We start from the raw sequence: 12,701 nt of genomic DNA, 5'->3' as shown, positions 1-12,701 counted from the left end.
ACCTGCGCGGAGGGCCGTGACGGGAAACGCGACCGGTCTCAGTTCTCGGCGGCACCCGGGAAGCGGTCGAAGAGTTCCTTCAGGTCGCGGGCCACTTCGGGGTATTCGTTCAGGACGTTGGCGCGTTCGGCCGGGTCGCGGGCGAGGTTGAACAGCTCGATGCGGGTCTGGGGCCGGCCGTCGACCGTATTCTGCACCTCCCGGTATTTCCAGTCGCCCCGCCGGACGGCCTGACACACGGCGTTGTGAACGTAATAAACCTCCCGGTGCGGGTGTTTGCCGGGTTTGCCCAGCAGCACGTCCGACACCGACTGGCCGTCGAGCGTCCGTCCGCCCGGCAGCGGGGCCTTCGTCCATTCGGCGAAGGTAGGCAGTACGTCCACGCAGCTCAGCAGCTCGCCGGTGACCTGCCCGACCGGGGTGCGGCCCTTCCAGTAGACGATGAACGGGACACGGTGGCCGCCCTCGTAGGTCTCCGACTTGCTGCCCCGGAACGGCCCGGCGCTGCCGACGAACCACGGCCGCGTCACGCTGTCGGCCGCCATGCGGGGCGGGTAGTTGATCCAGGGGCCGTTGTCGCTCGAAAAGATGAAGATGGTGTTGTCGGCCAGCCCCTGTGCTTCGAGGGCTTTCCAGATGCGCGCCAGCCCCTCGTCCATCTCCTCGATGACGTCGCCCAGCGGCCCGCCCGCCGACCGTCCCCGGTGCTTTCCGGCGGAGGCCAGCGGCAGGTGCGGCATGTTGTGGGCCAGGTGCAGGTAGAACGGTTTGCCCTTCGTCTGCTTTTTGATGAACGCGATGCTTTCGGCCGTATATCGTTCCGTCAGGGAGGAGTCGGCCGGAAACTCGTCGGGGGTGGTGTTGCGCCAGAGCCGGAGTTCATACGGCCGCTGTACATAGGGTTTTTTATAGTCATGACTATACAGCAGGCCGTAATACAGGTCAAAGCCCTGGCCGTTGGGCAGTTCCGACGCCCGTTTGCCGGTTTCGCCGATGTGCCATTTGCCGATGCAGGCCGTGTTATACCCGACTGTTTTCAACATTTCGGCCGTCGTGACCTCCTGATCGGGAATGCCCCAGTCGATGCCCGGCCGGTGGCCCATGCGCGACGGATACCGGCCCGTCAGCAGGGCGGCCCGCGAGGGGGTGCAGACCGGGCTGGTCACGACGTAGTTGGTAGCCCGGAGTCCTTTGGCGGCCATGCCGTCGAGGAAAGGCGTTTTGATGACCGGGTTGCCGTAGCAGCTCAGGTCGGCGTAGCCGAGGTCGTCGGCCAGCACGAAGATGATGTTGGGCCGCTGCTGCGCCCGGACCACGCCCCCGGTCAGGAGCAGGGCGGTCAGCAGCAGGCTGATAATGCGAAATTTCATGGTTGAACGTTTTAGAGGTTTACCCCAGGGCCCCTACAGGGGGAGTCTGATCCGGCGGGGCTTTAGTGGTAGTTAGGGGAAGGGTTTTTGCCCTTCCGGGCGGCTTGTCATCCTGTTGACCACCCCAGCCCCAAGATCCCTCCTGCGTCGGGATGACAAAACGCTTCCCAAACCACCTCTCAGGGGAAAGTGCCTTCAGGCACTTCCCCCCTCCCCAAACCACCTACTCCAGAAACCGCCAGGCTTCCACTGGTGAGGGCTGGTGTTCCTTCCGTACGATGGCGTCGAAGCGGGCGGTTATGGCCGGGTGGGCGGGGGCCAGGTCGGTGGTTTCGCCGGGGTCCTTTTCCAGATCGAACAGCTGCCAGCGGGCGACCCGGTTGGCGCGAAGGTCGGTTTTGACGCCCTTCCAGCGACCCATCCGAACGGCCAACTGTCCGCCCTTTTCGGGGTATTCCCAGTAAATGTATTCGTGTTTTTTCTGATTCTTCTCCCGGCCGAGCAGAGTGGGCAGAAACGAGATGCCGTCGGTTTCGACCGGTTTTCCCCCGGCCGCTTCGAGCAGGGTCGCCGGCACGTCGTAGTGAATCCCGACGTGGGCGGTCGTCGTTCCGGCGGGAATTTTTCCCGGCCAGCGGGCCACCATCGGCATCCGCACCCCGCCCTCGTAGACGTCCATCTTCAGGCCCCGGAAGCCGCCCACGCTGTTGAAAAAGTTCGGGTCGGTTCCGCCGTTGAAGGTAGTGCCGTTGTCGGAGGTGAAAATGACCAGCGTATTGTCGTCCAGCCCCAGCTCCTTCAGCAGCGCCATGACCTCGCCCACCTTCCGGTCCATGTAGGTGATCATGGCCGCGTAGGTCGAGCGGGGGTAGGGCGTGGAGGCATAATTCTTATCCCCGTAATACGGCTTTTCGTCGAACTGCCCGACGTACTCCTTTACCACCTCCTCCGGTGCCTGAAGCGAGGCATGAGGGATGGTGAAGGGCAGATACAGGAAGAAGGGCCGGTCGCGGTTGTCCCGGACGAACTTCAGGGCCTTTTCGGTCATTTTGTCGATGGCGTAGTCCTTTCCCCGGTAGTAGTCGAAGTCCTCGGGCCGGGCGGTGCGCGGGTCCAGTTTACGGTGGACGTCGATCACCGGGTTGTTCAGCGTGTCCCATTTCCCGTTTTCCCAGAGGTGCGTCGGGTAGTAGTTGTGGGCCTGTTTCTGGTCGTAATAGCCGTAGAAGTAATGGAAGCCCTGGCGGTTCGGGTCGCCGGTGTTGCTGCCCATGCCGAGGCCCCACTTGCCGATGCAGGCGGTTTGGTAGCCCTCTTTCTGAAGCAGCGTGCCGATGGTCCGGGTGTTCGGCGGCAGCGGCATCTGGCCCCGCTCGCTCGAATCCGCAAAGCCGCCCAGCTCGAAATTGCCGCGGATGTAGGAGTGGCCGGCGTGGGTGCCGGTGAGCAGCTGGCAGCGGGAGGGCGCGCAGACGGGCGTGCTCGTGTAATAGTCGGTAAACCGGATGCCCTCGCGGGCGATGCGGTCGAGGTGGGGTGTCCGGATTTTCTTCTGTCCGTAACAGCCCAGTTCGGCGTAGCCCAGGTCGTCGGCGTAAATGAAGACGATGTTGGGCTTCTTCTGAGCCGTCCCCCGGCCCGCCGTGAGCAGGGCCAGGGTGACGACCAGAAGGGAACATAAAGAAATAGGCGGCGGTCGGTGCAGTCTCATCGAATCAGGGGTTCAGGACGGAAGCCGGTTTACCAGTTCGGGTTCTGGGTCAGGTTCGGGTTCAGATCGCGTTCTTTCTGCGGAATCGGCCAGAGGTAATGCCGGCTTTTATCGAACACGCGGTTCGACGAAACCGCCTGCACCGTCACCAGCTTGCCCGTCGCGTCGGGGTAGGTGATGCCGTAAACCGGCCCGGTCATGACCGTCTCGGCAATCTTCCAGCGCCGGATGTCGAACAGCCGCTGCCCCTCGAAGGCCAGCTCGACGGTGCGCTCCCGGCGGACGATCTCGCGCAGGGCCGCCTGGGCGGTCGTCGTAACGGCGGGCTGCTTCACATCGTTTCGGCCGTTGCGGACCAGGTTGATGGCCTGGAGCACGCCGGGGTCGATCTGATTCAGTTCGATTTTTGCCTCGGCGTAGGTCAGCAGGATCTCGGCGTAGCGGAGCAGGATGATATTGATCCCGCCGTTGGCCGGGTTGGCGAAATCCTCCGTATTGATGTACTTTTTAATGTTGAACCCGGTGGTCGACGCGATGAAGGTGCTCCCGATGGCGTCGGCGGTGCCGCTGGTGGGCCGGGGCTGGAACGTAATGCCGCTCGGCAGCACGTCGCCTTCCAGGATGACCGAGAACCGCAGGCGGCTGTCGCGGTTGGCATACGGTTTGGCCGGGTCGTAGCCGCTGCCCGCGTCGGTGATCTTCTTGCCGTCGAGCGTTTCGTAGGTGTCGACCAGCACTTTGGTCGGCACGATGTTGCTGCTGCTGTTTTTCTGGCTGTAGGGGCCGATGTAGGCAAAGACGTTGTTGGAGTAGCTGTCTTTCAGGTACTGCTTGTCGAGAATCACTTCCTTACTGTTTTCGGCCGCGTAGGAAAACAGCTTTTCGTAGGATTCATAGAGGCCGTAGACGCCCAGTTTGATCACCTGATCGGCGGCTTCGGCGGCTTTCTGATACCTCCCGGCGTAGAGGCTCGCCCGCGCCAGCAGCCCCAGGGCCGCCCCCTTGGTGATCCGGCCCCGGTCGGCGGCCGGGTAGGTGGCCGGGAGCAGACCGGCGGCTTCGGTGAGTTCCTTCTCTACGAAATTCCAGACCTCCTCGACGGGGGCGTTCTTCAGCGCCCGGCCTTCCTCGATCGAGATGGACGACGTCACCAGCGGCACCGAACCGAACAGCCCGGCCAGTTTCAGATACTGGTACGCCCGCAGGGTTCGGGCCTCCCCCTTGAACTGATTGATGAGCGTCGGGTTGGTCGAGGTCACTTTGTCGACGTTCTCCAAGAAATAGTTGGCCGCCCGGATACCCCGGTAGGCCCGGCGCCATTCGCCGTAGATTTTCGAACTGGTCGCGTCATAGGTGCCGAGTTCGATGAAGGCTTCGACGTTGAAGTTGGTATTGATGTGCGCGATATCCGTCATCCCGTCCCAGGAAATGAGGTTCGTACTGTCGAGGTCGGTATACAGCGAGTTGACCGCCAGCTTTGCGTCGGACTCGGTTTTCCAGAAAATATCCACCGAAAGGCGGTCGTTCGGCACGGTTTCGAGCAGCTCGCGGTCGCAGGCCGTCAGCCCCAGGCCGGCCGCGGTCACCAGCCCGGCCACCACGGCGGTTTTTATCGATTGTATAGTTATGGCTATGCGGTTCATGGCAAAAATCAGAATTGAAGGTTCAGACCGAGGGTATACAGGGCGGTTTGCGGGTAATAGACGGCCCGGCCCGACGGCACTTCCGGGTCCAGGTTCCACTCGTTCAGTTTGGAAATCGTGAACAGGTTGGTGGCGGAGGTATAGACGCGTACGCGGCTCAGTTTCACCCGGTTCACCAGCGAAGCCGGGAGGGTGTAGGCCAGCTGGACGTTCTTCAGCCGCAGGTAGGAGCCGTCGATAACCAGCCGGTCGGAGGTGGCCACGTTGCGCAGGTCGAACTTGAGCGGGCGCGGGAAACGGGCGCCGGGATTCTCGGGCGTCCAGTAGTTCCCGGCGTAAATCTCGTGCGTGAAGCCTTCCTGGTTGCCCATTTCGGCCAGCGCCCCCGCCAGCCGGGCGTCCACTTTGGCGGCCCCCTGAAACAGGATGTTCAGCTCGAAATTCCGGTAGGAGAAGTCGCCGTTGAAACCGAAGGTGTATTTCGGGAAGGAGTTGCCGATGCTCGTCATGTCGTCGGCGCTGATCTTGCCGTCGCCGTTCCGGTCCACGTATTTGACGTCACCCGGCTTGGTGTTGGACGCCAGGGTGGCCCTGTAGTCGACGATCTCCTGCTGCGACTGGAACAGCCCGGCGGTCTGGTAACCCCAGAGGGTGTTGATCGGCAGTCCTTTGGCGATGATGTAGCGCGGGTCGATGTCGGAGCCGGTGATGTACGGCCCCGTTCCTTTCAGGTCCACGACCCTGTTCTCGTTGATGCTCAGGTTGCCGCGGAGGCCGTAGCGGAAGCCCGAGGGCGCGGGCCGCGCCCGGTAACTTGCGCTGAACTCCCAGCCCTTGTTCTCCACCGAGCCGGCGTTCTGGGGCGGGGCGATCAGCCCGATGGTCGCCGGGATGTCGAGGTTGAGCAGGATGTCGTCGGTTCGCTTGCGGTAATAGTCGACGGTGAGGGTCAGGCTGCGGTTCAGCAGCGAGGCATCGAGGCCGAGGTCGAGCTGGGTCGTCGACTCCCAGCCGAGGTTCGTGTTGGCGAGGGTGGTGGGGCGGTAGCCCTGGACCGGCAGCCCGCCGAAGGTATAGCCGTTGGCCGTCAGGGCCGAGTAGTAACTGTAGAGGTCCACCGATTGATTCCCGGTAACACCCCACGAACCTCTCAGTTTCAGGTCGTTGACGGTCTGCGACAGCCCCTGCCAGAAATTCTCCTTCGAGATGCGCCAGCCGGCCGAGAAGGAGGGAAAGAAGCTGTACTGTTTGTTACCCGTGAACTTCGACGAGCCGTCGTAGCGGCCGTTGGCTTCGAAGAGGTACTTCTCCTGGTAGTCGTAATTTACCCGGCCGAAATAGGAGCGCAGGCCATACTGGGCGTCGTTCCCGGAATTGCTCCTGGTGCCGTCATTGGCGCCCTGGCCGATGGAGCCGATGTCGTTGTTATAGAACCGCTCCCGGTAGGCCGACAGGAAATTCTGCGTGTTGCCGATCTGGGAGTAGCCCGCCAGCGCCTTCAGGTTGTGGAAACCGAAACTCTTCTCGTAGTTAAGCAGGCTGTTGATCGTGTATTCGCGCAGCGAGTTCCGCACCTCGGTCAGCGAGTTGATCGCGATGGTCTTCGTGATGTTCGTATTCTTGTCGACGTTGGTGTACGCATTGGTGAAGTTCTTCTGATAGACGAACGTGCCCCGCCCGGCGATCTGCGTCGAAAAGGTCAGGCCGTCCATGATGTCCCATTCGCCCTTCACGTAGCCGGCCAGGTAGTCGGTGTTCTGGCGCGAGAGGCCGCCGATTTCGTTGAACATCAGCGGGTTGTTGCCCTGCGTGCTGAGGCCGTAGGTGCCGTCGGGGTATTTCGGAACCGCCCAGAGCGAGCCGTGGAAAAAGCTGTTCAGCGGACCCGGGATGATGCCGCCGTTGTTGAAGGTCGGGTTGACGGCCTTGCTGTAGCGGTAGTTGAGGTCGGCGCTGACGCGAACCTTCGGCGTCACCGTGTAGTCGGTATTCAGCCGGAATTCGCCGATTTTGTTGGAATAATCGCCTTTGATGACGCCCTGCTGGTCGTTGTAGCGGATGCTGAGCCGGGTCCGGAGTACGTCGGTGCCGCCGGCCACCGAGAGCGTGTGGTTCTGCTGCGGAGCGGGCTGGAGCAGGGTTTCGAACCAGGTGTTGGGCAGCGGGTATTTCAGCCGGTCGGTGGCGTTGATATAGGCCTGAATGGACTCCTCCGTGAAGCGGGCGGGCAGGGTGGTTCCGGCGTTGGTGTAGGCCGCCACCTGCATGCGCATATAGTCCTCCAGCCCCATCATCTTCGGTACGTTGGTGGATTTCTGGATGGCGTAGTAGCCGTGGTAATCCACCTGCACCCTGCCGCCTTTGGCGCGTTTGGTGGTGATCAGCACGACCCCGTTCGTGGCCCGGGAGCCGTAGATGGCCGTCGAGGAGGCATCTTTCAGGATGGAGACCGATTCGATGTCGTCGGGGTTGATGTCGCTTAGCCGCTGCTCGATGCCGTCGACGATGACGAGGGCGTCGTTCTTGCCGAGGTCGAAGCCGCTCGTGCTGGCGCTGTTGATGTTGAAGGTGGTGATGCCGCGCACCCGGATGCTGGCGTTCGACTTGCCCGGCGAGCCGCCGAGGTCCTGCACGGTGACGCCCGGCATCAGGCCCTGAAACGACTGCTGGATGTTGGACACCGGCCGGCGGGTGATTTCCTCGCCCCCGATCTGCGACACCGAGTTGGTCAGGCTGTTGCGCTTCTGGGTGCCGTAGCCGACCACCACTACCTCGTCGAGCTGGCTTTGGTCGGGTTCGAGCTGCACGGTCACCGTGCCCCGGCTGCCCACGCGCACCTCCTGCCGCTTATAGCCCAGAAAGGAGAACACCAGAAAGGCGTTTTCGTCCGGCACGGCAAGCTGAAATTCGCCTTTGGCATCCGTGGAGGTGCCTTTGTCGGTGCCTTTCAGGATGACGTTCACACCGGGCAGTCCCTCGCCCTTCTCGTCGGTCACTTTTCCCTTTACGGTCACCGGCGGGCGGTAGTCGCCCGCGATGCGGGCGGGTCGTTTCAGCGCCTTGTCTTCCGGAACCCCGGCAAACCCGGCGCCGGACCAAAGCACCAGGGCGCTCATCAGAATCAGGCCCGGACGGGTCCGGTTTCGCTTGTTCGGATCGAATAGAATTGGGTACATAGATTTTGTAGAGTTATGGCATAAAAAAATACCGTTCCGTGCAGAGATGGTTACTTTATTAAATTCTAAGTCTATGGAAATAATAGGAAAATAAGCTAAAAACACAGCCGGAGTGCCTGGGCTCCGGCTAATCTTCCGCAAACATGGTCAAATCTTTGAATCTTCAAAAAACATGAAGAACCGCAGGGGCTAAAAAATTCAAAACTTGCAACAAAATATAGCTAACGTTATAAACGAAAAACGGGCCTGAACCGGTTCAGGCCCGCCCGCTGAAGGGTGGTTTGAGGAAGCCTTCATTCCGGAGAACGAGGGGCGCCGACCACCCCCTGGCCGGACCACCCCCCGGCCCCCTCCTTGCTAAGGAGGGGGAGCGCTCCGCCATGTTCAGCAATCAGCGAAGGCACTCCCTCCTTAGCAAGGAGGGGGCCGGGGGGTGGTTAACACGCCGGCAAACCGGTCAGAAAAGCCCCTTGCTCCCTTCCCAAACAACTCTGAGAGGTTGTTTGGGAAGGGTTTTTGCCCTTCCGGGCGGCTTGTCATCCCGAGGAACGAGGGATCTGGTGGCTGAATGACCCGCCATCCGGAGCGTCGAGCCCCGAGATCCCTCCTGCGTCGGGATGACAAAACGCTTCCCCAAACAATCACCTGAAGGGTCGTTGAATCAGTGATCGCCGTATCGTTTTTCTCCGGCCGTGACGGCCAGTGCCAGCCGGTTCTGCTTCGGCGGGGTGGGGCAGGTGGCGTAGGGCGTAAAAGCGCAGGGCGGGTTATAGGCCTTGTTGAAATCCAGGTACGTATATCCCTCGGCGTCCGGCCCCGGCGCGTCGAGGAAACGGCCCCCGCCATACGTGTCGTGTTGGTTGGTCAGATCGGCGAAGACGAAGTGCAGCCGCTCGTTCGTTCCGGTCGCGTCCAGGCGGTATTCCCGTCCGTCGACCGTGAAGACCAGCTGCCCCGGCGACTCCTGCTCGTAGGTCCGGCCGGTGATGTCGAGGATGGAGATCTTCTTCCCGGCCGTCGGCACGAACCGCGCTTTCACCCGCCAGTCGGGGCGGACCGGAAACCGCTCGATGCCGTGAAATCCCTTCAGATAGGGGCTTTCCAGATCGCGGAGCCGCACCGCGTATTTGTCGCCCCGCTGAATGACGAACCAGCGCAGAGAGCGGTGTTTCAGCACCACCGGTTTGGTGTACGGGAATATCTCCAGCGTCTGCACCGGCTGGTCGCCCGCGTAGACTTCCGCGCCGGCCTCGGCCTGAATGGTCACTTTTCCGTCTTTCAGGATGAGTTTGCCGAGGTGGGCGGCACTCCGGTCGGCGGGCAGGACGACGGCGCCGGTGGGGTCGCTGCCGAGGGTATTTTCGCCTTCCTTCAGCCAGTACAGCCCGGCCAGATTCAGCCAGCCGTCTTCGCGTTTCAGGGCCTCGACCCGTTTGCTGTGCCAGTCCTGAATTTCTTCCTCATAGGAGTTGTCGGCCGTGAAGGCCGTCGCCAGTGCGGTCAGCACCAGCAGCGAGAGGTGTTTTACGTGCTTTTTCATACGGAAGTTGGGGTTGGTGAACGCTTATCTGGGTTGATGAAGGGCCTGATCGTCGAGCGGAAAAAGCCCCTTGTCGCCGTACTGGGCCACCTGCCGCAGCCGGTCGGCGGCCTCGCGGGCGCGGGCCTGGTCGCCCTGCTGGCGGTAGGTTTTATACAGCCCCCAGTAGGCGTTGGCCGAGTTCGGGTGGCGTTTGAGCAGGTCCTTATAAGCCGCCACGGCCTGATCGGGCTTTCCGGCCCGCCGGTGGGCTTCGGCCAGACTGATCAGCACCGGACGCGCGTAGGAGGGCGGTTCGCTGTAGCCGAGGTCGTCCTCCTTTTTCCGGGCGGTTTCGAGCAGGGCGACGGCTTCGGCATGGCGGTTCTGCCGGCTCAGAATCACGCCCTGCAATTCCAGCGAGGCCACGTTCAGCTCGCTCTGACGCCGGGCATTGATGCCGTCGGCGGCCGGGCTTTGCCGGCTGTTGCGCCAGAGCAGGGCGTCGAGCGCGTCGGCATACTGCCGGGCTTCGTCGAGCCGGTTGTTGAGGGCCGCGTCCATGCCCGACGCGAAGTAGAACAGGCCGTCCTTGTAGGCGAAGGCTTTGGCGGTGTAGAGGCTGTCGCGGTCGATGCGGATTTCGGCCAGCCGGTCGGCGGCTTTCCGGTAAAACCCGAAGCAGATTTCCATTTTGGCCGGAGCGATGACGCCCTGATAGAAAAATCGCCCTTCATATTTCTGCTTCCGCTCGCGGGTGGCGGGCATGTTCTTCAGCTTCTCGGCGTAGTAGAGCGCGGTCGAATACCGACCGTCCTCGGCGCAGTTGGAGAGCAGGTAGTTGATGTTGTGGATATAGTTCCAGGTATCGACTTCCGGGGTGTTCTGCCGCTTCATATAGACCGAATCCACCGCCAGCGAAGCCGTAAAGGCGTCGTACGCCCGCCTGTAGTCGCCCACCTTGTAGTAGACGTGCCCCGGCATATGGACCATGTGGCTGGAACCGGGTGCCAGCCGGGGCAGCTTCGCGGCACTTTCCAGCGCCTGCCCGGGGCAGCAGTTCTCCATCAGGTGAATCCAGTAGTGGTGGGCGGCCGCGTTGTCGGGATGGGTCCGGAGCAGGTCGCGGATCAGATATTCCGCGTAAATCTGCCCGTCGCGCGGGTTCAGGTCGGGGTCGTAGCCGCTCATTTTGCTGAGGGCCAGAAACAGCCGGGCGTCCACGTCCTCCGGGTATTTGTGGACGATCACTTCCAGTTTGCGCTGGTAGGCATCCTTCCCGTTTTCGGGGTCGGCATCGCGCAGCAGGATGGCCTCCGCATAGAGCCTTTCGTGTTCGGAAGCGGTGTTCTTCAGGGCGTTGAGTTTGCGGACGGCCAGTTCGCGGTCCGCCCGGAACTCGTTGCCTTCGATGGCTCCGATGGCGCTGTACAGCCCCCAGTAGGGCATCAGCGCCGTGGAATCCTGCCGGACGGCTTCCCGGAAGGCCCGCCAGGCTTCAAAGTCCCAGAAACAGTGCAGCAGCGCCACCCCCTGGCTGAAAAACTGCTGCGCCTTCGCCGACTTTGTGGCGATCTTCAGCCCGGAGCGGCCAATGCCGTCCAGCACCGGGGGCGGGGGCAGGTTCGGCACGTAGGCGGTTTCCCGTCGGTAATCCAGAATGTGGGTCAGGTGGTCATGGCTGTAGCCGTCGTGGGCCTCGTGCCGGCTCTGGCCGTGGTTGTGCCCGCCGGCCACCGATTCCGGCCGGCGGACCCGCTGGGCCGTCGCCCCGATCCAAAGGAGGCAAAAGAAGGAAAGAAGGAGGGTTTTCATGCGGGCTTACTCCAGCAGCAGTTTATTGGTGACGATTTCGGTATTAGGCAGCGGGAAGATGTAGTTGCTCTGTGAGGGCTTCACCTCCGGGGCGGTATTCGACGCGCTGGCCTTGGCCGGCAGGGGCAGCCCGTTCCGGAGCAGGTCATTGGACCGGAAGCCTTCGCCGAGCAGCTCGATCCGGCGCTCGGTCAGGATGGTGCTGACCAGGGCCGCCTGCGTCGAAACCGCGCTTTCGGGGAACACATAGCCCGCGTCGGAGCGGTTCCGGACGGCCTTCAGCAGGGCGAGGGCTTTGGGCAGATCGCCGGTGCGGGCCGCGGCTTCCGCGTAGTTCAGCAGTATTTCGGCGTAACGAAGGATGGGGATATAGTCGAGAAAGGGCGACGGTTTGCCGTATTTGGTCAGGAACTGCACGCCCGAGGCCGTCCGCGAGAAGGTCCGGCGCAGGTCGCCGGTTTTCCAGTCGGTATGGCCCCAGATGCCGTTCGGGTTCAGGTGGTATTCCGAATTGGCGTTGAAGACGTAGGCAAACGACGACTGCCCCGTCACGTTGTCCAGCTCGGTCATCGGCACCGACAGAATGGATTCGGTGCTGGTGTAGTTGGTCGTGAAAATCTCCACGATGTTCTGGAGCCGGTGAGCCACGCCCGAAGCGGCCGAGAACGGAGCCGCATCCGAAACGATCTTGCGGGCTTCCTCGATGACCTTCGCGTAGTTGCCCTGGTTCAGGTACACCCGGGTTTTCAGGGCGACGGCCGTGTTGCGGTGCGCCCGGGTGGTGTTCAGCAGGGCGCTGGTGTAGCCGGCCGGCAGGTCGGCTTCGGCCTCGTCCAGGTCTTTCAGAATCCGGGCGTACACCTCGGCGACCGAACTCCGCTTCAGGTCGTTGCCGGCGGTGGTGGTTTCGGCTTTCAGGCGGAGCGGCAGACCCGGCGATGCGCCCTTATCCTCGTTGTAGGGCCGGGCATAGAGCGTGACGAGGCTGAAATACGCCAGCGCCCGGGCAAATTTTGCCTCCGCCACATACTGTTTGCGCAGGGTTTCGGAGACGGTGTTGGGGTGGTCGGCCAGCCCCTGGATGAGGATATTGGCGTTGTTGATGGCCGCGTAGGCGGCCGCCCAGAAGCCGGCTACGAAGTTGGAGCCGGAATTGAGCGTCTGGTTCCAGGCTTCGTAGGCCGTGAAGGTATTGCTCGTCCGGTTGATGAACTCCTCCCCGCGGGCTTCCGAGTAGATCAGGTAGTTGCCGCCGTAATAGTTACCGGCCTTGATGGCTTTGTAAATCCCGTTGACCAGCCCCTGCACGCGCTCGGGCGAGGAGAAGGCGTTGTCGCCGGTGATGGAGGTCTGCGGAACCGGGTTGAGCAGTTCCTGCTGGTCGCAGCCGGCCGCCGTCAGCAGCCCGCCCAGCAGCAGCACCCGACCGAAGCGGGGAATAGAACGAGGGATACGATACGTATTCAT

At 62.2% G+C, this 12,701-nt stretch carries 7 protein-coding genes; all 7 read right to left on the bottom strand.

The genetic code is table 11. The features are described 5' to 3' along the window. Nucleotides 1-38: 38 nt before the first annotated feature. Entirely contained in the window at nt 39-1,370 is a 1,332-nt protein-coding gene (locus DX909_RS01595) for a sulfatase family protein (protein WP_128543305.1), read from the bottom strand. A 223-nt stretch (nt 1,371-1,593) separates the two neighbouring features. Beyond that, nucleotides 1,594-3,081: an arylsulfatase gene (locus DX909_RS01590; protein ID WP_128543304.1), complete on the bottom strand. Its 1,488-nt coding sequence runs from the start codon at nt 3,079-3,081 to the stop codon at nt 1,594-1,596. Nucleotides 3,082-3,110: 29 nt separating this feature from the next. Beyond that, nucleotides 3,111-4,724, bottom strand: a complete 1,614-nt coding sequence (locus DX909_RS01585; protein ID WP_229310908.1) for a RagB/SusD family nutrient uptake outer membrane protein — start codon at nt 4,722-4,724, stop codon at nt 3,111-3,113. A gap of 8 nt (nt 4,725-4,732) precedes the next feature. Next, nucleotides 4,733-7,900 carry a SusC/RagA family TonB-linked outer membrane protein gene (locus DX909_RS01580; RefSeq protein WP_229310907.1) on the bottom strand — a complete coding sequence of 1,056 codons (3,168 nt, stop codon included), beginning with the start codon at nt 7,898-7,900 and terminating at the stop codon, nt 4,733-4,735. A 661-nt stretch (nt 7,901-8,561) separates the two neighbouring features. After that, the gene (locus DX909_RS01575) at nt 8,562-9,440 is read right to left on the bottom strand and encodes a DUF1684 domain-containing protein (protein ID WP_128543303.1); all 879 of its coding nucleotides are present in this window, start codon (nt 9,438-9,440) and stop codon (nt 8,562-8,564) included. A 24-nt stretch (nt 9,441-9,464) separates the two neighbouring features. Then, nucleotides 9,465-11,234: a tetratricopeptide repeat protein gene (locus DX909_RS01570; RefSeq protein WP_128543302.1), complete on the bottom strand. Its 1,770-nt coding sequence runs from the start codon at nt 11,232-11,234 to the stop codon at nt 9,465-9,467. A gap of 6 nt (nt 11,235-11,240) precedes the next feature. Then, nucleotides 11,241-12,701: a RagB/SusD family nutrient uptake outer membrane protein gene (locus DX909_RS01565; RefSeq protein WP_128543301.1), complete on the bottom strand. Its 1,461-nt coding sequence runs from the start codon at nt 12,699-12,701 to the stop codon at nt 11,241-11,243.

The sequence above is a fragment of the Larkinella soli genome, assembly GCF_003703975.1.
GTDB classification, from domain to species: domain Bacteria; phylum Bacteroidota; class Bacteroidia; order Cytophagales; family Spirosomataceae; genus Larkinella; species Larkinella soli.
This window is presented reverse-complemented; position numbering and strand designations above follow the sequence as displayed.

Bases quoted from the DNA above. Each gene is read 5' to 3' on its own strand.
- DX909_RS01595 (WP_128543305.1), bottom strand. From the start codon at position 1,370: ATGAAATTTCGCATTATCAGCCTGCTGCTGACCGCCCTGCTCCTGACC.
- DX909_RS01580 (WP_229310907.1), bottom strand. From the start codon at position 7,900: ATGTACCCAATTCTATTCGATCCGAACAAGCGAAACCGGACCCGTCCG.
- DX909_RS01585 (WP_229310908.1), bottom strand. From the start codon at position 4,724: ATGAACCGCATAGCCATAACTATACAATCGATAAAAACCGCCGTGGTG.
- DX909_RS01590 (WP_128543304.1), bottom strand. From the start codon at position 3,081: ATGAGACTGCACCGACCGCCGCCTATTTCTTTATGTTCCCTTCTGGTC.
- DX909_RS01575 (WP_128543303.1), bottom strand. From the start codon at position 9,440: ATGAAAAAGCACGTAAAACACCTCTCGCTGCTGGTGCTGACCGCACTG.
- DX909_RS01565 (WP_128543301.1), bottom strand. From the start codon at position 12,701: ATGAATACGTATCGTATCCCTCGTTCTATTCCCCGCTTCGGTCGGGTG.
- DX909_RS01570 (WP_128543302.1), bottom strand. From the start codon at position 11,234: ATGAAAACCCTCCTTCTTTCCTTCTTTTGCCTCCTTTGGATCGGGGCG.